The organism is Sorangium sp. So ce726 (assembly GCF_051521405.1).
Classification (GTDB): Bacteria; Myxococcota_A; Polyangia; order Polyangiales; family Polyangiaceae; genus Sorangium.
Map to the genome: position 1 here is coordinate 1,668,876 of NZ_CP150349.1, position 20,573 is coordinate 1,689,448.

Annotated in this window: 17 protein-coding genes; 6 read left to right on the forward strand and 11 right to left on the reverse strand. The window is 71.8% G+C overall.

The genetic code is table 11. The features are described 5' to 3' along the window. Positions 1-81: 81 nt before the first annotated feature. A complete protein-coding gene (locus tag WME79_RS06265; RefSeq protein WP_437533240.1) occupies positions 82-573 on the forward strand; it encodes a Fur family transcriptional regulator in 492 nt (163 codons plus the stop codon). Positions 574-1,259: 686 nt separating this feature from the next. Here the strand turns inward: WME79_RS06265 and WME79_RS06270 are convergent. The 4 genes from WME79_RS06270 to WME79_RS06285 all read right to left on the reverse strand — a co-directional run bounded on the left by WME79_RS06270 (position 1,260) and on the right by WME79_RS06285 (position 4,828). Continuing rightward, positions 1,260-2,036: an ABC transporter ATP-binding protein gene (locus tag WME79_RS06270; protein WP_437533243.1), complete on the reverse strand. Its 777-nt coding sequence runs from the start codon at positions 2,034-2,036 to the stop codon at positions 1,260-1,262. Next, positions 2,036-2,845 carry an ABC transporter permease gene (locus tag WME79_RS06275; RefSeq protein ID WP_437533245.1) on the reverse strand — a complete coding sequence of 270 codons (810 nt, stop codon included), beginning with the start codon at positions 2,843-2,845 and terminating at the stop codon, positions 2,036-2,038. The genes WME79_RS06270 and WME79_RS06275 overlap by 1 nt, the downstream gene beginning before the upstream one ends. Further along, complete coding sequence (gene modA / locus WME79_RS06280; protein ID WP_437539778.1) at positions 2,842-3,654, reverse strand: molybdate ABC transporter substrate-binding protein; 813 nt, start codon at positions 3,652-3,654, stop codon at positions 2,842-2,844. The genes WME79_RS06275 and modA overlap by 4 nt, the downstream gene beginning before the upstream one ends. A 67-nt stretch (positions 3,655-3,721) precedes the next feature. Beyond that, positions 3,722-4,828: a substrate-binding domain-containing protein gene (locus WME79_RS06285; protein ID WP_437533247.1), complete on the reverse strand. Its 1,107-nt coding sequence runs from the start codon at positions 4,826-4,828 to the stop codon at positions 3,722-3,724. 248 nt (positions 4,829-5,076) lie between these two features. Here WME79_RS06285 and WME79_RS06290 point away from each other — a divergent pair, with 248 nt between their 5' ends. After that, positions 5,077-6,504 carry an ATP-binding protein gene (locus WME79_RS06290; protein ID WP_437533250.1) on the forward strand — a complete coding sequence of 476 codons (1,428 nt, stop codon included), beginning with the start codon at positions 5,077-5,079 and terminating at the stop codon, positions 6,502-6,504. A gap of 57 nt (positions 6,505-6,561) precedes the next feature. Here the strand turns inward: WME79_RS06290 and WME79_RS06295 are convergent, their stop codons facing one another. Beyond that, positions 6,562-7,104, reverse strand: a complete 543-nt coding sequence (locus WME79_RS06295) for a GNAT family N-acetyltransferase (protein WP_437533253.1) — start codon at positions 7,102-7,104, stop codon at positions 6,562-6,564. After that, on the reverse strand, positions 7,101-8,366 hold the full coding sequence (locus WME79_RS06300) for a hypothetical protein (protein ID WP_437533255.1): 1,266 nt from the start codon (positions 8,364-8,366) through the stop codon (positions 7,101-7,103). Before WME79_RS06300 ends, WME79_RS06295 begins: the two co-directional genes overlap by 4 nt. A 68-nt stretch (positions 8,367-8,434) precedes the next feature. On the opposite strand from WME79_RS06300, the gene WME79_RS06305 reads away from it, so the two are divergent. Continuing rightward, positions 8,435-9,979 (forward strand): PLP-dependent aminotransferase family protein, encoded by a 1,545-nt coding sequence (locus WME79_RS06305; RefSeq protein WP_437533258.1) that lies wholly within the window; start codon positions 8,435-8,437, stop codon positions 9,977-9,979. 21 nt (positions 9,980-10,000) lie between these two features. Here the strand turns inward: WME79_RS06305 and WME79_RS06310 are convergent, their stop codons facing one another. Beyond that, positions 10,001-10,747, reverse strand: a complete 747-nt coding sequence (locus WME79_RS06310) for an SDR family oxidoreductase (protein WP_437533261.1) — start codon at positions 10,745-10,747, stop codon at positions 10,001-10,003. A 285-nt stretch (positions 10,748-11,032) separates the two neighbouring features. Between WME79_RS06310 and WME79_RS06315 the strand changes: the two genes are divergently transcribed. Further along, on the forward strand, positions 11,033-11,743 hold the full coding sequence (locus tag WME79_RS06315; protein ID WP_437533264.1) for a DUF3943 domain-containing protein: 711 nt from the start codon (positions 11,033-11,035) through the stop codon (positions 11,741-11,743). Between the two features lie 9 nt (positions 11,744-11,752). Here WME79_RS06315 and WME79_RS06320 read toward each other — a convergent pair whose 3' ends face one another. The 3 genes from WME79_RS06320 to WME79_RS06330 form a co-directional block, all read right to left on the reverse strand. Continuing rightward, positions 11,753-13,360 (reverse strand): tyrosine-type recombinase/integrase, encoded by a 1,608-nt coding sequence (locus WME79_RS06320; RefSeq protein ID WP_437533267.1) that lies wholly within the window; start codon positions 13,358-13,360, stop codon positions 11,753-11,755. Between the two features lie 215 nt (positions 13,361-13,575). Next, the gene (locus WME79_RS06325; RefSeq protein ID WP_437533270.1) at positions 13,576-14,097 is read right to left on the reverse strand and encodes a hypothetical protein; all 522 of its coding nucleotides are present in this window, start codon (positions 14,095-14,097) and stop codon (positions 13,576-13,578) included. A gap of 520 nt (positions 14,098-14,617) precedes the next feature. Next, the gene (locus WME79_RS06330; RefSeq protein ID WP_437533272.1) at positions 14,618-15,025 is read right to left on the reverse strand and encodes a hypothetical protein; all 408 of its coding nucleotides are present in this window, start codon (positions 15,023-15,025) and stop codon (positions 14,618-14,620) included. 1,343 nt (positions 15,026-16,368) lie between these two features. Here WME79_RS06330 and WME79_RS06335 point away from each other — a divergent pair. Together WME79_RS06335 and WME79_RS06340 are read left to right on the forward strand one after the other, a co-directional pair. Next, positions 16,369-18,480, forward strand: coding sequence for a type VI secretion system Vgr family protein (locus tag WME79_RS06335; protein ID WP_437533275.1), 2,112 nt, complete (start codon positions 16,369-16,371; stop codon positions 18,478-18,480). Positions 18,481-18,635: 155 nt separating this feature from the next. Further along, entirely contained in the window at positions 18,636-19,079 is a 444-nt protein-coding gene (locus WME79_RS06340; RefSeq protein WP_437533277.1) for a DcrB-related protein, read from the forward strand. A 74-nt stretch (positions 19,080-19,153) separates the two neighbouring features. Here WME79_RS06340 and WME79_RS06345 read toward each other — a convergent pair whose 3' ends face one another. Then, positions 19,154-20,467, reverse strand: coding sequence for a hypothetical protein (locus WME79_RS06345; RefSeq protein ID WP_437533280.1), 1,314 nt, complete (start codon positions 20,465-20,467; stop codon positions 19,154-19,156). Positions 20,468-20,573 lie beyond the last annotated feature (106 nt).

Here is a 20,573-nt window from a genome sequence, read left to right on the forward strand (position 1 = left end):
CGGCGACGTCCTGACCGAAGCGCCGCCGAAGGGGGTGGGCGAGCGTTGACCATCTTGCGAACGGTTCGTATAGTTTCCCGCGTGCGCCATGTGACCCAGCCGCCCGCGCTCGACGAGGCCGGCCTCGAGCGGGCGCTGGAGCGGCTGCGGCGCACGGTGCGGCAGCGCGGCCTGAAGGGGTCGTCGGTCCGCGACGCCATCGCGCGCGCGGCGCTCCTTCGGCGAGGCCACTTCTCGGTCGATGACCTGCTGAAGGAGCTCCGCGAGCGCGGCGTCGTCGATGCCCACCCCGCCACGGTCTACCGGGTCCTACCCCTCCTGGTTGAAGCGGGGCTCCTCCAGATGACGCTCGTGTCGAAGGGCGACGGGGCGCGGTACGAGCGAGCGTTCGAGCGTGAACATCACGACCATCTGATCTGCACACGCTGCGGCAAGGTCGTGGAGTTCGAGTTCGAGGCGATCGAGGTTCTTCAGCGCGATGTCGCGGAGAGATTCGGCTTCCGCTTGACGGGCCACGTCCACGAGCTGCTCGGGATCTGCAAGGACTGCAGCGCTGCCGGCGTCGACGACTGACGCGCGACAGGCGCCCTGCCGGCGCCGCAGCGCGACCGGATCGCCGGCGTGCCCGACCGCGAGGCAGGCGGCGTACATGAGCAGCGACCCGGACACCACCACCAGGTAGCCAGGCCACTCGATCCAGCCGGCGCTCAGGGCGACGAACGCGCCGACGAAGCCGAACATCGCCGCGCACCCGGCCACGGCGACCCACCGGCCAAAGCGCCCCATGGCCGCGCACGCGAGCTCCCGGACCCGCACGCTGAACGTCCCCCAGGGCCCATCCAGCGGAAGAGCCGCCGAGGACGCGCGCGCGAGCGCACGGGCCCTCACGCAACACCTCGCCTCACGACGTTCATCACCTCCGTCGTCCTCCTTGCGTGGAGCTCCGCGGCGGCCTCTCCGAGCACGGCCCACAACGCCTCCAGGCTGGAATCGTCGAGCCGGACGGAGACGGGGCCGAGGTGAATCGAGATACCCCCGCAGTCCAAGCACCGCTGGACGTGCGCGACACCGTTGTACGCGAGGGTTTCGTGACGACAGTCCTTCGGGTTTGACAAGTCGACCTCCCGAGCGAGACAGTAACGCGAATGATTCTCATTTTCAATATGATCGCGCTGGGTGGCGACTGAGCGACTGGCGGATGGCCTCGCGACCGAGGATCCGGCCGTGACAGATGGGTTTCGCTGCTCCTTGCTGAATTTTCAGGCTGAATCCGCGCGCCTGGAGGGCGGCGAATCGCCGGTGCTGCGCGCCGCAGCGACGAACTCCTCCACGAAGGGCGACGCCGGTCGGGCGGAGAGCTCCTCCCAGGTGCCGGCCTGCGTCACGTGCCCTGCCTCGAGGACGGCGATGCGATCTCCCAGGAGCCGCGCGTCCGTCGGGTCGTGCGTGACGACGACGGTGGGGAGGGCGAGCGTCCGCAGGTAGTCCGAGAGGAACGCCCGGACCTCGCGGCGCGAGTGGACGTCGAGCGCCGCGAGCGGCTCGTCGAGGAGCAGCGCCCGCGGGCTCACGGAGAGCGCGCGCGCGAGCGCCACGCGCTGCTTCTCGCCGCCGGAGAGCGCCTGCGTCCGCCGGTGGGCGTGCGCGGCGATGCCGAGGTCGTCGAGCATGGCGTCGACGACCTCGGCGCCGGCCGCGCGCCCCCGCCGTGAGGGATCGCTCCTCACAGCGAACTCGACGTTCTCACGGACGCTGAGGTGCGGAAACAGCGCGTAGTCCTGGGGCACATAGCCGATCCCGCGCTGCTCGACGGGCACGTCGATCCCGGCCGCCGTGTCGAGGAGCACCGCCTCGCCGATCTCCACGCGCCCTCGCTCCACGGGCAAGACGCCCAGGAGGAGCGAGAGCAAGGTCGTCTTCCCGGCGCCGTTGGGCCCCACCAGGACGAGCGACCCGTCGCCGGTGTCGAGCTCGGCGTCGACGCGCAGGCGCCCGATGCGCGCGGTGACGCGGGCGCGGAGGCGCTCCGCCGTCATCACGGCGCCGCCTCGGGGCGCTCGGTGGAGCGCCGCAGCACGGCCCGCACGAACAGGAGCAGCGTGAACGCCACGACGACCAGGACCATCGACAGCGCCTGCGCGGCGCGCAGCTCCGACTCGAGCGCCGTGTAGATGGCCAGCGGCAGCGTCTGCGTCTGCCCCTCCAGGTTCCCGGCGAACATGAGCGTCGCGCCGAACTCGCCGAGGGAGCGGGCCCAGCTCATCGCGGCCCCCGCGGCGAGCCCAGGGGCCGAGAGCGGCAGCGCCACGCGGAAGAACACCCGGAGCGGCGACGCGCCGAAGGTCCGCGCCACCACGAGGAGCCTCGCGTCGACCCTTCGAAACGCGCTGGTCGCCGCCTGCACGAAGAACGGCGCCGAGACGAACACCTCGGCGACGACGACCGCCGTCGTCGTGAACGAGACGGACCACCCCGCGGGGTAGAGCCACCCGGCGAGGAGCCCGCGGCGGCCGAACGCGAGCAGCATCGCGACACCGGCGACAGCGGGCGGGACGACGATGGGCAGCTGCACCACCGTCTCGACCGCGCGCGAGAGCCGCCCGCGCGAGCGCGCCAGCGTCCAGGCGAGCGGCGTCCCCAGGACGACCACGACGACGAGGCTCGCGGAGGTCGTCAGGAGGCTCAGGCGCAGCGCGGGCCACACGAGGGGGTGGCGGAGCCCCTGCGCGACGTCCCCCGCCGTGGCCGTCGCGAACAAGGCCAGGATCGGGACGGCCAGGAAGGCCACGAGGACCGCGCCGACCGCGGCCAGGGCGACCCGCTCCGCGCGGAGGCGCCCGCTCACCGAGGCGCGCCGCCCCCGGAAGGCACCAGGAACCCGGCGCGCCACAGCGCCGTCCGGCCGGCCTCCGACGTCACGAGGTCGACCCACGCGCGCGCGAGCTCGGGGTGCGCGGCGCCGGACACGACGGCGATCGGGTACTCGGCGATGACGTTGACCTCGGGCGGGATCACCACGACGACCACGCCGTCCTGCGCCGCCTGCGCGTCCGTCCGGTAGACAACGCCCGCCTGCGCTTCCCCGAGGCGCACCTTGGCGAGCACCTGCCGCACGTTGGGCTCGCGCGAGACGACCTTGGACTCCACGCGCGCGCGGAAATCCGCGCCCAGGGAGGCCGACGCGCGATCGAGGATCTGCAGCGTATAACGGCCGATCGGGACCTCGGGGGTGCCGATGACGATGCGGGTCGCGGCGGGGAGGTCGGCCAGCCCCCGGACGGTCGCGGCGCTCTCGCTCGCGACGACGAGGACGGGCTCGTTGCGCGCGAAGACGACGGGGCCCGCGGCGCGCTGGGCTTTCACGAGCTCGTCCATGTGGCGCTGATCCGCCGAGGCGAACACGTCGGCCGCGGCGCCGTGCTCGAGCTGCGTGCGGAGCTCCTGCGTGCCGGCGAAGTTGAACGTGATCTCGACGCCCGCATAGGAGCGCTTGAAGTCCTCTCCGAGCGCGGTGTACACGTCCCGGAGCGAGGCGGCGGCGAAGACGACGAGCTTGTCCTCTCTCTTGGCGGACGCCGGCTCCGAGCGCTCGCAGCCGCCGAGGACGGCGAGGCACGCCGCGAGGATCAGCAGGAGAGGGAGGGCTCGCAACACCTGTCGTCGGGGGCAATTCATCGGGGAAACTCCTGTGTTCCGTCGTTCCGTGGCTCGGTTCGCGCCGTCATGCCGCTCGCACCTCGGCGACCCGCTCGCCCGCCTGTCGAGCGTCGTAGGCGAGCGCCGAGAGCTCGCGGCGGAACTCTCCTGAGACGAGGACGTCGAGCAGGCGCTGGACCCTGCTGTCGTCGAGCCCCTCGCGCGGGACCGCGAGGTCGTAGCGCTCCTCGGCCAGGGGCACGAAGCCGAGCCCGAACGCCATCGCCGCGTCGCGCGTCGCGACGCCGGTGTCCGCAGCGCCCATCGCCACGGCGCGCGCGACGTCGAGGTGGCCGGCGACCCGCAGGTGCGGCTTGCGCGCGAGCTCGAGCGGCAGCCCGTGGCCGCGGACCTCGCGCTCGAGGAGCCGCTGGGCGCCGGCGCCCGCCTCACGGCCGGCGAGGCGCAGGCCCGGGAGGCCGAGATCGGCGGCGCCGCGGACGCGGCCCGCGTCCTCGCGGCGAACGATGAGGCCCGCCTCCCAGCGCGCCAGCGTGATGAGGACGATCGGCTCGGCGTGCCCGAGCCGGCGGACGTCGGCGACGTTCGCCTCGCCGGTGCGCGCGTCGACGAGGTGGACGCCCGCGACGTGGGTCCGCTGCCGGGCCAGCGCCTGGAGCGCCGCGGTGCTCGAGCGGGGGAACCAGAGGAACCGCCCCGGCCCCGGCCTCGTGTTGAGCCGGTCGGCGAGCAGCCCGAGGCCGGTCGCGCAGCCCATCATGACGACGTTCTCCTCGACCTCGGCGAGCGCCCGGAGGGGCTCGACGACAGCCCTCCCGCGCCGCTCGCCGGTCACGATGCCGTCCGCGGCCATCCGCACCGCGTCCTGCTCGAGGGGGTAGGAGACCCAGCGGTCCGCGATGCGCGCGACTGCAGCGCGGCCCAGCGCCGCCGGAGCGTCGGTCTCGGTCGCGAGGTCCGCCACGGCGCTCGGCTCCCCGAAGAGGTCCTCGACCGAGCAGTCGAGGGCGCTCGCGAGGCGCAGCGCGACGTCGACCGCCGGGGTCGCGCGGCCCGCCTCGATGGCGCCCACGCTCTGCCTCGTCAGGCGGGCTCGCTCGGCGAGCGCCACCTGGGACAACCCGCGCGCCTCGCGCCGCTCGCGAACCCGGTTCGCCGCTCGATCCGTCATGACGCACACTCTTTACACCGAGGAACGCTTGCTTGTCATCCGTTGGCGGCCCCGAAGCGCCCCTCGCCCCCTCGACAGGTCGAGCCGCCCCGCTCGTCGTGCGTTGTCCTGCCACGCTCCCGCTCGCCGCCGGAGCGCGCCTCGCCGTGCCGGGGCGCCTTGCTCTTCGCGCAACACGGCCTAGCCTTCGCGGAGTGGCTCAGCCCCACGGATCCGCCGACGCCCGTCGAGAGGACGGAACTTCGGTCATGCCGACGCGGACGCGCTTCGAGGCCACGGCGAGGATGGGTTACGCCATCCTCACCCTGCTCCTGGCGCTCGGCATGGCGTTCTCGGTGCGGCGCTTCTCGTCCGTGGCCGACGCTCAGATCGATCGGCTACGCGCCAAAGAGCACGAGATCACGCTCGTGGAGCAGCTGCGATGGAGCAGCGAGCTCATCGTGTCGGACGGCAGGGGCTACCTCATCTCCGGCGATCGCGAGCTCCTCGAGCAGGCGAAGAGCGCCAGGGCGCGCTTCGACGAGCACGTCAGCGCGCTTCACGACCACGCGCTCAGCCCGGCCGGTCGCGAGCGGGTGGCCGAGGTCGAGCAGGCGGCCAGGCACCTGGTCCGGATCCAGGATGAGCTGCTCGCCGCGCGGCAGCGGACCGCGGACGCGAGCGACCTCGTGCGTCGGTTCGATGAGGAGCTGAGGCCGCGTCACCGCGATCTCGAGGGCGCCCTCGCCCGCCTCGTCGAGCACAAGCAAGACGTCCTCAAGCAGCTCTACGATGACGCGAAGGCGGAGCGAGCCCGGCTGGAGGTGTGGCTCGATGGCCTGCTGGGCTTGCTGGTGCTGGCCGGCCTGGGGATCGCCTGGTACTTCACGAAGCTCCTCGGCGGCCCGTACCACAAGGCGCGGGAGGCGCGCGACGCCGCGCGCCTGGCGCTGGCGGCCCGCGACGAGCTCATGGGCATCGTGGCCCACGATCTGCGCAACCCGCTCGGCGCCATCGCGCTGAAGGCCGCGTGGCTGCGGAGGGGCGCCGACTCCGAGCGAATACGGCAGCAAGCGGAGTCGATCGAGCACGTCTCCCTGCGGATGGAGCACCTCATCAGGATGATGCTCGACGTGACGACGATGCAGGCCTCCAAGTTCTCGGTGACGCCGAAGCCGTGCGCGGTGGAGGACCTCCTGCACGAGACCATGGAGATGTTCGGGCCGCTCTCCGAGTCGAAGCAGGTCCGGTTCGAGCAATCCCTGAAGGAGCCCGGGCTCGTGATCCGCGCGGAATGGGAGCGCGTGCTCCAGGTGCTGTCGAACCTCCTCGGGAACGCGCTGAAATTCACGCCCCAGAGCGGCCAGGTGACCCTCTCGGTGGATCGGGACGGGGCGATGGCCCGCTTCGCCGTCCTCGACTCGGGGCCAGGGATCCCCCCCCAGAACCTCACGAGCATCTTCGAACGGTTCTGGAAGGACGAGACGCCCGGGAAGAAGGGCACTGGCCTCGGGCTCTACATCGCCAAGGGGATCGTCGACGCGCACGGCGGCCGCATCTGGGTGGAGAGCGAGGTCGGGCAGGGCGCCCGGTTCTACTTCACGCTCCCGATCGCCGAGGCGGCGGGACACGAGGCGCCCGCGGCGGCAGAGGCGCCCGCGCCCTCGGCGCGAGGCGACGGCCGCCCGCGCGGGTGAGGCGTCGAGCAACGCGGCGCGCGGCGGCGCCCGTGCCGCCTGGCGCCGCCCGGCGCTTCACGGCTGCCCGCCGGCCAGCGCGTCCTCCCGGACGCGCGCGTAGAGCAGCACGTCGCCGAGCCGCCCGTCCTTCACGACGTGGCGGCGCATCCGCGCCTCGAACGCGTAACCCGCCTTCTCGAGCACGCGGGCGGACGCCCCGTTCCAGTCGAAGACGCCCGCCTGGATGCGCTCGAGGCCCAGCTGCTCGAAGCCGTACCGCGTCAGCGCGATCACCGCCTCGGTCGCCAGCCCGCGACCCCAGTAGTCCGCGCCGAGCCAGTAGCCGAGCTCCGCGGTGTGCCGGTGCACGTCGTCGAGGCGCTCGAGGCCGATGCCGCCGGCCGCCTCGCCGGCGACCACGATCGCCAGGGCCTCTCCGGGCTGCGTGTTCGCCGCGCAGTGCGCGATCCAGCCCTCGGCGTCCTCGCGCGTGTACGGGTGCGGAAAGCGATCGCGGAGGTTCGCCCAGACGCGGCGGTCGTTCGCGTTCTTCACGAGCGCGTCGACGTCGATCGCCGCCCAGGGACGCAGGGTGAACGCGGGCATCTCGAGGATCATGGGGTCGCTCCCTCCGGTCGAGCCTCGCCGGCCCGAGCCTCCGATCGATCGAAGAGCTTCACGAGGATCTCGCTCCCGATGCCGGTCGCGACCATCCGCTCGCGGCGGTTCGAGAGCAGCGCGCCGAGCCACGGCAAGGCGCCGCCGTCCCCGAGCGGGAGCTCGAGGCCGTCGTCCCGGCGGACGACGAGCTGGATGAACGGCCCGGCGTAGTAGCCGAGCCCCTGCAGCCGCGCGAGATCGTAGGCGATCTCGACCTCCGGCCGCGCGCGCGCGAGCGGCTCGCCCACCTCGGCGACCCAGCGCTCGGCGCGCGCGAGGAGCTCGGGGCCGAGGCCGAGGGACCGCGCGGCCCCCACAAGATCCGCCGCGCGCCGCGGCAGATCGACGGCGGCCTCGCGCAGGGCCGCCTCGGACGACCCGGGCTCGTGCGCCTTCGCCCGCCGCGCCATCGCGTCCGCGTCGACGCCGCGCGCGCCGAGGCTCGCGCGGACCAGCGACGTGTCGGAGAGCACGACGCGCAGCCCCGCGGCGCGGAAGCCCGCGTGAGGCAGCGCGCGGACCAGGTCGGCCCAGACGACGAGGTGCTCGAGCAGGGCGCGCCGCTCGCACGCGTCGTCCTCGCCGCGGCCCGGCGAGCGGGCCGCCGTCACGAGGGCGAACAGGCGGAAGTGCGGCGTGAAGCCCGGCTGGGTCGTGGGCTGCATGCGCAGGACGCGCTGGCTCGCGCAGAACCGCAGCGGCTCGCCGCCCCGGGTCCCGCGCCGGCGCCGCGCGGCGTGCAGCGCGAGCCCCGTCGTGGGATCCGCGGCGACCTCGGCGAAGCGGACCGTCGCGAGCACGTTGTTCGGCTCGACGCCCGCGCACGCCGTGGCGCCGAGCGGCCCGATCGGGGCGAGATCCACCGCCTCGAAGCCCGCCGCCGCCGCGTACGCCGCCGCGTCGAGGGCGTGCAGCCGCCGGGCGTCCGCCGTCGAGGCGTGCGTCATGGGCGCGCGCTCCGCGTGGTCGAGGACGTCGGCGAAGCTCCGCCGCAGCGCGCGCCGGCGCAGGCAATGGAGCAGGAGCGTGGTCAGCTCGTTGCCCGGGAGGTCCTCGGCGAGGAGCCGATCGAGCGGCTGGCCGGCGTGCGCCTCGGCCGCGCGGCGCGCGATGCGCGATGAGAGCTCGCCCGTCTTGTCGCCTTCGAGCGGCCGCCGTGGGGGAGCGGCGGGCCGCTCGGGGGCGGTCGGAAGCGGCGTGAGGTCATCGGCGGTGGGCATGGCTGGCTCCTCGTCGACACGGTGCCCCGGATCTGGCACCCTGGAAAGGGCCAGCGAAGCAGACTTCAATGGTGCCAGCGCGCTCCACCTCTCCCGCCGCCCACGCCTTCCTCCACCTGCAGCGCGGCGCGCCGGCGACGCTGGCCGCCCAGCTGGTCGAGCAGCTGCGCCGCGCCGTGCTGGAGGGCGTCCTCCAGCCCGATCACCTGCTCCCGTCGTCCCGCGAGCTCGCGCGGGAGCTCGGCGTGTCGCGCAACACCGCCGCGGCGGCGTACGAGGCGCTGGCCGCGGACGGCACCATCGTGGTGCGCCCTCGGCGGGCGCCGGTCGTCGCCCACGTGCCGGCGCGCGCGGGCTGGCAGGGCGCCGCCCGCGCCCAGCCAGCGGCGGCCGCGCCGCGCACGTCGAAGAGCGCGCGGCGGCTCTCGGCGGTGGTGCCCCCCGACAAGCTCGACGCGCTCCTCGGCGGCCGCGCGCGGTCGCGCCCGTTCGGGGTCGGCCTGCCGGATCTCGAGCTGCTTCCGTGGCGCATCCTCGAGCGGTGCCTGGCGCGCCGCGTCCGCTCGATGTCGGCGGCCGACGCGCTCGACCACGATCCGCGGGGCGCGCCGCTGCTCCGGCGCGCCGTGCTCCACCACATCGCGGTGGCCCGCGGCGTGCGCGCGACGGTCGATCAGGTGTTCATCACGGAGGGATCCCAGGCCGCGGTGGACCTGTGCTGCCGCGCGCTGCTCGACCCGGGCGACGCCGCCTGGGTGGAGGACCCGGGGCCGCTGGCCCTCCGCGCGGCGGTGCGCATGGCGGGCGCGCGGCTGATCCCGATCCCGGTCGACGAGGACGGGCTCCGGGTGCACGCAGGCGCGCGCCGGGCCCCGCGCGCGCGGGTCGCCTTCGTGTCGCCGGCCTACGCGTTCCCCTCGGGGGCGCGGCTCACGCTGCCGCGGCGCATCGAGCTCCTGTCCTGGGCCGCCAGGGCGGGCGCCGTCGTCGTCGAGATCGACTACGAGGGCGAGCTGCGGTTCGACGGCACCCCGCTGCCCTCGCTCCTCAGCCTCGACCGCGAGGGCGTGAAGGATCGGGTGATCCACGTGGGGACCTTCAGCCGCTCGCTGTTCCCGGGCCTGCGGCTCGGCTTCATGATCGTGCCGCCCGCGCTGGTGCGCGCCGTGGCCATGGTGCGCGCGGCGTCGACGCGCTCGCCGCCCTACCTGCTGCAGGCCGCGCTCGCCGACTTCATCGACGAGGGCCACTTCGCGCGCCACCTCCGGAAGTTGAAGCAGGCGACGCGGCGCCGGCGCGACCTCTTGCTCGCGGAGCTCGGGCTGCTCTTGCCGAGCGCCGTCCGGGCGCGCGCGCCCGCGGGGGGCTCGGTGCTGACGCTCGACCTGCCCGCGGGCGCGGACGACGTCGCCATCGTCCAGGCGCTCGCGGCGCGGGGCGTGGACGCGCAGCCGCTCTCGCGCAGCACGGCGGCGCGCGCTTCGGCCCGCGCGCCGCGCGCGCCCGGGCTCATCCTGGGGTTCGGCGCGCACTCGGAGGGCGCGCTCCGGGAGGCGGCGCGGACGCTGGCGGCCGTCGTGGTGGGGGCGATCGGCGCGGGCGAGGCGACATGAAGCGCCGGCGGCGCGGCGGGCTCAGCGACCGCCCGCGACGTCCAGCAGCGAGCCCGTGCAGTAGGAGGATTCGCTCGAGGCGAGCCACAGGATGGCGCGCGCGACCTCCTCGGGGCTGCCGGCGCGGCCCAGCGGCAGGCTGGCCTGGAGCCGCTCGACCCGCCCTGGATCGCCGCCGCTCGCGTGGATGCCGGTGTCGATGATGCCGGGCCTCACGGCGTTCACCCGGATGCCCTCGGCGGCGACCTCCTTCGCGAGGCCGATCGTGAGCGCGTCGACGGCGGCCTTCGAGGCGGCGTAGTCGATGTACTCGCCCGGGGAGCCGAGCTGCGACGCCCGCGAGGAGACGTTCACGATGGCGCCTCCCTTGCCGCCGCGGAGCGTCGACATGCGCCGGACCGCCTCGCGCGCGCACAGGAAGCTGCCGACGACGTTGGTCGAGAGGATGCGCTCCACGCGCGCCGCGGTCATGTCCTCGAGGCGCGCCTGCCGGTCGAGCACGCCCGCGTTGTTGACGAGCGCCGCGATCGGGCCGAGGCCGCGGTCGACGGTCTGGAACAGGCGCACGACGTCCTCTTCGCGGCTCACGTCGGCCGCGATCGCGAGGGCGACGCCGCCGTGCGCGCGGATCTCGTCGACGACCCTCGCCGCGGCGCCCTCGTCGCGCAGGTAGCTCACGGCGACCGCGTAGCCTCGGCTCGCGGCGAGCAGCGCGGTGGCGGCGCCGATCCCGCGGCTGCCGCCCGTGATGAGCAGGATGTCGGCCATGGCGCGGGAGCCTACGCGAGCCCGCGGCGAGGCGGGGTGCTGTCAGGCTCGCGGTCGCACCAGAGCAACCAGCCTGGAAACCAGAGAAATGAACCGCCAAGTCGCCAAGGACGCCAAGAAGACATGGAAATGAGCCGCCAAGTCGCCAAGATTTTAGAGTCTTCTTGGCGTTCTTGGCGACTTGGCGGTTCAACTTCTTGCTGTTTGAATGCGGCTTCAAACGGCTTGTCGCCCTAGACTTGGGTCTGGTCGCCGCACCCACCGCGCGCCGCGGCCGCTCCTCCGATGGCCCCGATCCGCCTGTGCGCTGCCGCTTCGCTTGCCGTCCTCGTCTCCGCGTGCGCCGGCCGGACCACGGCGGTTCCTCCGGCTGAGCCGGCCTTCCCGCCGAGCCTCCCGGCCTCCTTACCGGAGCGCGCGCCTGCCACGGAGGAGCCCCAGGCGTGGCCGCGCGCCGCTGCGGTCGAGGCCGTGGAGCCCGCCTGGGCGCCGCCGATCATCCACACCCTGGCCGTGCTCACGGTGACCCGCAGCGTGGAGGCGGTGCTGTGGCCCGAGCCCTTCGCCGACTTTCGCGCGGAGCGATGGGGATACCACTATGGCGAGGCGCTCACGAAGCCGCCGCTCTTCGACGCCGCTCAGCCCGCCTTCCGGTGGGATCACGACCCGTGGCCGATCAACGTGGTTGGCCACGGCCTGCTCGGGAGCGAGATGTACCTCAGGGCGCGGATATGCCGCTTCGGCGCCCCGGCCGCGGTCGCGTTCGCCATCGCCGGCACCCACCTCTGGGAGTACGGCTATGAGGCCAACGGCGTCCGGCCCTCGGCGCTCGATCTGGTCTACACGCCGCTCGCGGGGGTCCTGTTGGGCGAGCTCCGGTATGCGACCTGGCGCGCGGCGGGGAGCATCGAGAGCGCGCCTGCGCGCCTGATCCTGCGCGCGCTCATGGATCCGTTCGGTGAGATCGAGCGGGGCGCCGGGGTCTTTGGCTGCTAGTCCCGCGTGTCAGAAATCCCGCCAGGATTTCTGAGACGACGCGGCGGAGGCGGACGAAATATCAATAATTTCAATCTGTTCTGTCTGATTCGCGGCAGGGTCGCTCGCCGGCGTGGCCCAACGCGGGCCCAACGGGCCGCCTGCAGCCACCGGGGCGCCCGCTGCGGGCTGGCCGACGTGGTCAACGACCGCGCCCGGCGCTCGGTGGTGCAGCGCGCGGACAAGGGACGCGCCGCTGCTTGGCGACGGCGAGCCCGCCTCCGGGCCCGCGGACATGGGATCACGTCCACCTAAACGACCGCCCCTGCCGTTCAGCTCGGGGATCGCCTCGTCCAGAGGAGCGAAGTCTCCCAAGCCGAGCTCAGCGACCTTGCGCGCCGCGCGTTTGTAGTGGTGGATCTGACGACTCGACTTATGCCCGGTCCGATCGGAGATCCACGTCTCCGTGCGGCCGTTCGCGAGCTTGATCGTTATGAAGGTCGCACGGGTGTCGTGCAAGCGTATATTCAGCCGTGACTGCGTGGTCTCGAACAACTCGGGCCGATCGATGCCCGCACGGCGCAGGTGATTTCGAAAGTTGTGCGCCCCACTGCGCCCCGGCAGGAGCCCGCTCGGCCCAATGAAGACACGCTCCTTCGGGGGACATATAGAGAAATAGGTCCGAAGCGCGCGCACGACGTCGGGTGAGAGTGCCCAGGCGCGTGGGTCATCCGTCTTGTTCTCGTCGAGCACCACGGCGCCGCGCTCGAGATCCAGGTCGGACGGCTCCAGCCTTCCGGCCTCGTCTGCCCGCATTCCCTCGCGAATCAGGAAGCCATAATAGATCCGATAGGACAGCGGAATATGCACCGCTGCCATGAGGCGCCTATCCTCGTCGGGATAGAGGGAGCCTTTGGCCTTGTTGTCCTCCGCCTTGGGGATCCATCCACGCGGCAGCGGATTGCTGGCAATGATGCGCGCCGGATAGGTCGCGAGCGCGAGTATCCGATGAATGACCTTTGCGACTCCTTGACGCGAAGAGTCCTCAAGATGTCCTGGCAGCATGGAGATCGCTCGATCTGCATGATCGAGCGTCAAACGAGGGAGAGGAACGGGGCCGAGTACCCCCAGAACATGATTGAGCTTATGCCGGTATTGCTCGGGATGGCGAAGCGCTTTCACATGCAGTGGGTATTGCTCAGAGAGCCTTCCAGAAACAACCAAATCGGCGAACTCAGCGAAGGTTGTTTCCCCGGACGCGCGAGCACGCGCTTCGCCCCTGCAGAGCTGCTCGATGGCAAGCCGGACGTCGCGGAGCGCGCTGCCCTCGCGCGCAGCAGCGCGCTCCAGCAGCGGCAAGCCGAGAACGATCTGGCCGGCCGCGAGCAAGCGCCCGGCGAGGTCGGCCAGTACCTCCAAGCGCGCGTTGGCTTCCTGCTCGGTCCGGCACGTCGGCAAGCTGAACGTGGATCGACCGGCCTCGCCGAGGCTGAGGCGCGCGGTCCACGTCTTCCCGCGCAGCCGGACGGACCCGGAGCCGTTAGCGCGCTTTTCTCCTGCTGGACTGCCAGGGACGCGGGCGGCCAGCTTCGGGCGATCCGTCGTGCTCGCCGAACTCGGCGAGTCTGCGACAGGCACAGCTGCCTCCGCGGCCGGAGAGGGGCGCCCGCCAGAGCGGCCCGAACGCGGACGCCGGTCGGTCGACGCCGGTGCAGGATGGGATGCGGTGGGGGACGAAGCCGAGCGCTTGGCGCGCGCCCGTCGCTGGGGTACGTCGGTCATGGATCGGTCTCCGGTGAACGCGGGGGTCGATCAAGGGCCCGTCCGGCGTTCCACCGCCGAGCGGGCCCGCTCTACTTCGGCGGCAGCCTAGCACGGCTTGTTCCTGCGGAAGGAGCACTCGCCCGGCCGGAGCGCGGACATGGGACAGATTCGAGGCCGGCAGAGGCCAACACGGCGGCAACCCGCGTGCGCTCATCCACCTCTGCGTCACGGCGCGAGGCTGGGTCACCAGCCAGCGCCTGGAGGTAGGCGACGAACGCTTCGCGCTGGACGAGGCGCAGCTTGCCAAGCCTCGTGACCGGCAGCGGGAAGCCCGGCCCGCGGATCGTGTCGAGGTAGACGCGTGCCGGGATCCCGGTGACCGACTCGACGTTCTTCTGCGAGAGCATCTCCGGCTGCGGCGCTGTGAGTGTGAGCCCGTCCAGCGGGATCGCGAGCGTCGCCGTTGCCGTGGTGGGCTGGGGAAGCCCCCTCGGGGGGCACGATCTTCGGGCTGGCACGTCCGGGAATGCCCTCTCGACCACGCGCGTGCCGTTGTCCGCCTGACGAAGAGCAAGGGGTGCCGATACACGGGCGAGAGCCGCTCGTGTCATGATGTACCTCCATCCGTGTTGGGTTCGTGCGCGACCGTGATCGCCGCTTCTGAAAGGAGCACGAAACGGTAATTCCGTGTCGCCGGTAATTCGACACGAATTGCCCGGAGACCTGCCTGGGGAAAACACCCTGTCGCATCGCGGGGTTGCGTGTTCTGGGAAGCCCTGCCGAGGAGCCGAAATGGGGGGTGCGAAGGACTCGATCTGGTAATTCGCTCGCTCCGGCGACGCCGCGCGTGGAGGCGACGTAGAGCCACCCATCGGGCCTTGTCCACCCCGGGCGAGCGCGACCCCGTCGCAGAGATCGAGGCGGACGTCGGCGAACATTGCGTCGTCGGCCTCGTCCATCGGGCCGAGCGCGGGGCCGTACCGGCGCCGTGACAGCACTCCTTGACGCACCTGGAGCTGCACGAGGTCGCCCATGCGCCAGCGTCGCCTGCTCCCTGAATTGGGATCGGCGAGCGGGCGCGATAGGCACGCACGGGAGAGGTACGCGGCGAAAGTCCAACGCGACGCCGCTTCATGTGCTCGACTGGCGCGCTTGCCGCCGGGCAGCACTGCACCGCAGACCAGTATGCCGATCGCTCGGACGTGGGCTTGGGACCGCGGGCGTCCCGCGCTCCGCCGCCTCCCACGCGGCTCGCAGGCTGCTTGCAAGTTTTCCTCCCCCCTCCATCGGCGGTCCCATTCGCTTCAGCGCCTCCAGGCGCACAGCCTCCAGCTTCGACCGGCGCGGCGCCGTCGCCCGGCGCTTCTCCACGAGCTCACCGAGCACCTGCGCCGCGCGCTCCCACTGCTCCGCCGCCCTCGGCGCGTGCGCGATCCTTCGCACGGCGTTCCAGGGCGCTTCAAGCTGATCACACAGGTTGCCGATCTCGGGGTGCAGCCGTGCGATCGCGCGCAGGTGGCACCGGGTCTGCTTGTTCATCTGGAAACACTCTTCCAGGACGTGGCTCGGCGCGCGGACAACTCCGCACGCGAGCTCGTACCAGCGCCGCGAGCTCATGCGTCTACAAAAGCACCGAACCAGAAACCTGCCAGAGCGAAGCCTTCATTTTCCGTTCAACTTTAAAGAGCGTTAAAGCACAGTACAAGAGTCGGCTCCTGGCGAGGGCGACGGCATTAAAGTCTGATGTAGCGTGTGACCAAGAGGACGCCGGTTCTCACGTGGCACCGTGACCTGACTGGCATTCGCTGGGGCCCGATCACGTGACCTCGGTGTTCGGGGTGACCCCTCCGGCGATCCCACGGCCCGGCCGTCGAGCGAGGCCAGCCCGCTCAGCGTGGCGGCCGCGAGCCGCGCCGGCGTCCACCTGGGCGAGCTCCGCCTAGCGCCAGCCTCCCGTCTGGACGAGCTCCGCGGCCCCGTGCGCCGTGTTCGCGCCCCGCCGCGTGCTCGCCTCCAGGCTCCAGGCCCAGGCCGCCCCGGCGTCCGCCAGGACGAGCTCACGCCGCGCCGCTCGGGCCGGCCCGCGGTCGTGCCCGCCGCGCGCCGCCCTGTCGCATGCGACAAAACGGAGGTCGGCGGCTCGCCGGAGACGCTCAGCCGACCCCGCGCAAAATTACCAAATCGACCCCTTCGCGCCCCCCCAAAATCGGCCCCTCGGGCGCTCCCTCGAAACGGCCTAACTGCGCGTCATCAGAGCGGATTCCCCGCCTGACTAGATCCCGGTAACTCGCGACGAGTTACCGGGTCGTCAGAATTACCATTTCGGGCCTACTCACGCGCGCTCGTTCAGGCTCTGTCCCGAACCCGAAACGCCAACACAACGGAGGCCCGGATGTGGCAGGAGTAGCTACCCTCGCGCGGTCGGCGGCTCCAGACGCGCGGTCGGCGGACCGCGGGTGAGCGCCATGGCCGTCGGCGACGGGGAGGTGATCACCTACGCGCCCGGGGGTTGATGTGCGCAGTGGCAGCGGTGGGGCGAAGCGCTTACGGCGAGGTGGTCGCAGTTGGAGCGGGGTGGTCGCGTTTCAGGCAAACGCGACCACTACCCGCCGCTGGCGCGCATCGCTCCTGTCGGTTTGCGGGCGGCGCGAACGGCCGGCTTCGGGCATTCCGTCGAGCGAGAGGCGGGCGCTTGGCCCCTTTCGCCGTTCGCTCACCCGCTCCTCGGGAGCACGATCGCCGAGGCGTTGCTCCACGGTTACGCCTGCCGTCTGCGCGACGCGCTGCACGGTCGCGGGCGCGCCTCTCAGCGCGCGCCGGCACCGCAGATCCCGGCAATTTGCCGAGCTCGTGGGGCGGGCTCTATCCTTGCTGCAGAGATCATGCCGAACCTCTCCCTCTCGTTCGCCTCGAAGGAAGCGTCGCTCTCCGTGCGCCGCTTTTCGGTCCAGGAGCGGATGTCATCGCTCTTCGAGGTCTCCGTTCTGGCTGCCTCCGAGCGTGACGATCTCGATCTTGACGGCCTCGTCGGCAAGGCCGCCGCTTTCAAGGTCGAGTCGGGTACAACGCACCCCCTCTCGCCAGCGCGGGTCTGGGCCGGCCTGTGCGCCGACATGGAGCAGGTGAAGGCCGAGCCGACGGGGCTGTCCACCTACCGGCTGCGCATCGTGCCCTGGCTGTTTCGCACGACGTTGCGGCGCAACAGCCGCATCTTTCAGCATCTCACGATCCCGGAGATCGTGCTCCGTATCCTGGGCGAGTGGGAGATCCAGCCGGAGGTCCTGCTCGGTGCGAAATACCCGGTGTACGAGTACCGCGTCCAGTACGGCGAGACCGACTTCGCTTTCCTGAGCCGCTTGCTCGAAGAGGCGGGCATCTCATACTACTTTGCGCACGACGAGGACAGCGGAGGCGAAGGAACCGGGCGCAGCCGGGTCGTCCTGGGCGATGCGCCTCAGAACAACGGAGCCCGCCGAGGGCCTCCGATCCCTTACGCTGACAACCCGAACGAGGCCGCCGGGCGCGAGTTCGTGACCGAGGTGGTCGTACGCCACGAGGTTCGGCCCGCTCGTGTCACCCTCCGCGATGTCGACTTCCGGACCCGGCCTGATGTGCGGCTCGTCGCCGACGCCGAGATGGGCGCCAGTGACGAGCTACGCTACGAGCAGTTTCCTGTCCATCCAGCGGCGTTCGTCGTCGAGGGGGGCAAGGGCGGCGAAACGCCGGTCGCTGACGACCGGGGCATCGCGCGGGTCGATCTCGCGGAGGCGAAGGCGCTGGCAGCGCGGAGCCTGGAGCGCGAGCGGAGCGGCCGACGGTCCGTCCGGTTCCGCACGAACGTGCTCGACCTCGCTCCCGGAACCGTCTTCTCGATCACGCATCATCCGCGCGAAGCTCTCGCGCGTAACCGGGGGTTGCTCGTCGTTGCCTCGACCTTCGAGGGCGATCATGACGGCGAATGGACCGCGCGCGGCGGCGCCGTGTTCACCAGCGAGCCCTACCGACCCGCGCTGAAGACGGCGAAGCCGTGCGTCGTCGGCGTGCAGAGCGCGATCGTGGTCGGTCCTCCGGGCGAAGAGATCCATACCGACGAGTTCGGTCGTGTGCGCGTGCAGTTCCCCTGGGACCGCGAGGGTCGCCCCGACGACACGAGCTCGTGCTGGATACGCGTGAGCCAGGGATGGGCTGGCGGCGGGTATGGGATGATGGTGATTCCCCGCGTTGGCCAGGAGGTACTGGTCGAGTTCTGCCACGGCGATCCCGATCGGCCGGTGATCGTAGGCCGCCTCTATAACAGCACGATCCGCGTGCCCTATTCGTTGCCCGCCGAGAAAACCAAGAGCGGCTGGAAGAGCGCCTCATCCCCCGGTCCCGACGGGTACAACGAGCTCTCGTTCGATGACGCCAAGGGGCGCGAGGTCCTCCACCTCCACGCGCAGCGCGATTACACCGAGGTGATCCGGCGCGATCAGCGCTCGACCGTGCTTGGGAACCGATCGGCCAGCGTGACCGATGGCGACGCGGTGACCGTCGGGGGCAGCCAGAGCACGAGCATCGGGAAGAGCCACAGCCAGGCGATCGGCGAACACCAGACGAGCACCGTTGGCAAGGGCCGCACCGCGATCGTCGGGACATCGGATGCGATCGATGCCGGCGAGAGCCAGAGCGTCACGGTCGGCGGCGGTGTCGGGTACACCATTACCAAGGATCAAACCATCCACATCACGAACGGCGTCGCGTCGATTCGGATCACGCCTTCCGGCATCTTCATCGATGCGCAGGGTGACCTCGAGATCTCGGCAGGCGGCGTGCTCAAGCTCTCTGGCAAGGAGGTGCAGATCGACGGCACGCCTAACGTGTTCATCAACAGCACGGGGGCGAAGGCGCCTTCAGTAGCCACGATCGGCGAGGCCAGGGAGCCGGGACGTCCCGGCAGCAGCGCGCCAGCCGGCAAGAGCGAAGGCAACAGCGGGGCGCGGGGGCCGCGAGGATGAGGCGCACTCTGCCGCGCCTCGCCCGGCACGGTGCAGCGGCGCGGCGGCTGCGCAGGTAGCGCCTTGACGCCGGGGCGGGCGTGGTGCTTTCAAGGCGAGCGCCGCATGCTCAGCGCGGCGCGTCACGCCAGCGACGCCAGCGGGGAGCCCGAGACATGCCGCGTTACGAGAACTCCGACGTGTCCTTCGACGTACCGCGCGACTGGGAGGACCGCTCGATCGTCGCCTTCGCGGCTTCGCCCGAGCCGGGCCAGGCCACGACCGCCAGCGTGGTGATGACGCGCGACGCGCTCGCGGCGGGCGAGGATCTCCGCAAGTACGGCGACCGGCAGCTCCTGGAGCTGGCCAAGCGGCTCGAAGGGTTCCAGCTCCTCGCGCGGCACGAGCGCGCGGTCGGCGGCCGGCCAGGGCTGGAGCTGCGCTTCGCGTGGCGTGGTCAGAGCGGGCCGCTCGAGCAGCGGCTCCTGTTCGTGGCAGGGCGCCGGCCGACGGTGCTGAGCTTCACGGCGACGATTCCGAGGGACGAGGTCGCACGGCTCGACCCGATGTTCGATCGAATCTTCGCGAGCGTCAGGATCGCGGGCTCGCCCGAGGGCTGACGTCTCGCCTTCCCCGTCGAGGTCCCTGCGGAAGCGAGTGCAATGAAGGATCCCCTGGCTGGGCAGAGGCCAGCTCACAGCCTGCCGCCCTGGATCTCCTCCAGCGAGGCGACCCTGCCGAGCGCGAGCGCCTTGAGGGCAACCCGGCTGCTTTCGGCTTGGTCCTGCCTGAGGTGCGCCTCCGCGACGAGGCGCACGCGCAGCCTGGGCAGCATCGGCAGCCACGGCGCGAGGCGCTTCGGCAGGTACACTGGCAGCGCATCCTGTCCGCCCGCCCCGAGCAACGCGCGAATCCAGGTGTCGCCCAGCACGGCGCGGGTCTGGTACCGCCGCTGCTCGAGCAGGAGCCGCTCCGCCTGTGTCTCGATGCGCGCGGCGGCCAGCGGACGGCTTGGCAGCGGAAGTCGCTCCTTGATCTGCTGCGTCAAGCTGACGGCCGCACCGGTCGCTCCCTCGGGGTAGGGCGACCTCAGGAGCTCGCTGGCCAGGTCCACCGCCTCCTTCAGGCTCCTGTCCGCGCCCGCGAGCGGGGCGACCACGGCGAGGGTCGCCTTGAGCGCTTCGATTTCGTCGAAGACGAACTGGAGCTCGCCCTCCACGAGCACGAGCGGCGGCGTGAAGCGGCCTTTTTCGCTGATGGACGCGAGGATGGCTTGCGGCACGCCGCTCGGCTCGATCCGTGTGCCGTTGGTGAGCAGGCCGGCGAGGTGGTGGTGATCTTTGGGAGAACCCGCATCGCCAGCCGGCAGGTCGTGGCGGGGATCGAGCGCCTCGAAGTCGAGATCGAGGATCACGTCGCTCCACGAAGCGCGGATGCGCGGGAGCGCCTTCGCCTCGAACCAGAGGAGCTCGACGATCTCGGCAGGCGGCTCGGTCGAGATCCCCCGCGTCGTCGGCGGCGACCGCAGCCCGGGCGCGGCGATCCCCGCATGGAGCGCCAGGAGCGGTGTCGCCGCGCGGCCCGCGCGCTCGACAGGCTCCGCGAGCTGCCCGACCGTGAGCGCCGGCATCGTGACGCGCTTGGCCCACGGGCTCGCGCCCTCCGCGGCCGGAGCGATCGCATCGCGCGTCGTTGTAGGCGGCGGAGATGGAGGCAGCGGCTCGGTCAAGCAGGCCGCTAAGCTTGCCGTCGGAAGCGCGAGCGGCAGAGGCAGCGGCGCCATGAGCGCGATCGGTGCCGCGGGGATGTCAGCGACGACCTGCCCGCGCAAGGGGGGCGCTGACGTCGAGCGGCTGGCGCGCGGAGCGCCGTCCGGCCCGCGCTCCGCCGCCGTCCACGGCAGTACCGGAGCCTGGGAAAGCCGTTCGAGGCTCACCGGCTCGATCTCCTCGGTCTGCGCGACCTGTGCGACCGGCGGCGGGTCGCGATGACCGGACTCAGGGGGCATGACCGGCTCGATCTAACAGCAAGATTGCCTCGCAGACGAGGGTGTCAGCTGCCGACAGCGGGCGCGTGAACCGCTGGCAGGTGCCGGCAGGCCGTCGATCCGCCAC

Excerpts from the sequence above, each read along its gene's own strand:
- WME79_RS06325 (WP_437533270.1), bottom strand. The coding sequence starts at position 14,097 with ATGACACGAGCGGCTCTCGCCCGTGTATCGGCACCCCTTGCTCTTCGT.
- WME79_RS06335 (WP_437533275.1), top strand. The coding sequence starts at position 16,369 with ATGCCGAACCTCTCCCTCTCGTTCGCCTCGAAGGAAGCGTCGCTCTCC.
- WME79_RS06295 (WP_437533253.1), bottom strand. The coding sequence starts at position 7,104 with ATGATCCTCGAGATGCCCGCGTTCACCCTGCGTCCCTGGGCGGCGATC.
- WME79_RS06330 (WP_437533272.1), bottom strand. The coding sequence starts at position 15,025 with ATGAACAAGCAGACCCGGTGCCACCTGCGCGCGATCGCACGGCTGCAC.
- WME79_RS06270 (WP_437533243.1), bottom strand. The coding sequence starts at position 2,036 with ATGACGGCGGAGCGCCTCCGCGCCCGCGTCACCGCGCGCATCGGGCGC.
- WME79_RS06310 (WP_437533261.1), bottom strand. The coding sequence starts at position 10,747 with ATGGCCGACATCCTGCTCATCACGGGCGGCAGCCGCGGGATCGGCGCC.
- WME79_RS06305 (WP_437533258.1), top strand. The coding sequence starts at position 8,435 with ATGGTGCCAGCGCGCTCCACCTCTCCCGCCGCCCACGCCTTCCTCCAC.
- WME79_RS06290 (WP_437533250.1), top strand. The coding sequence starts at position 5,077 with ATGCCGACGCGGACGCGCTTCGAGGCCACGGCGAGGATGGGTTACGCC.
- WME79_RS06285 (WP_437533247.1), bottom strand. The coding sequence starts at position 4,828 with ATGACGGATCGAGCGGCGAACCGGGTTCGCGAGCGGCGCGAGGCGCGC.
- WME79_RS06340 (WP_437533277.1), top strand. The coding sequence starts at position 18,636 with ATGCCGCGTTACGAGAACTCCGACGTGTCCTTCGACGTACCGCGCGAC.
- WME79_RS06345 (WP_437533280.1), bottom strand. The coding sequence starts at position 20,467 with ATGCCCCCTGAGTCCGGTCATCGCGACCCGCCGCCGGTCGCACAGGTC.
- WME79_RS06300 (WP_437533255.1), bottom strand. The coding sequence starts at position 8,366 with ATGCCCACCGCCGATGACCTCACGCCGCTTCCGACCGCCCCCGAGCGG.
- WME79_RS06315 (WP_437533264.1), top strand. The coding sequence starts at position 11,033 with ATGGCCCCGATCCGCCTGTGCGCTGCCGCTTCGCTTGCCGTCCTCGTC.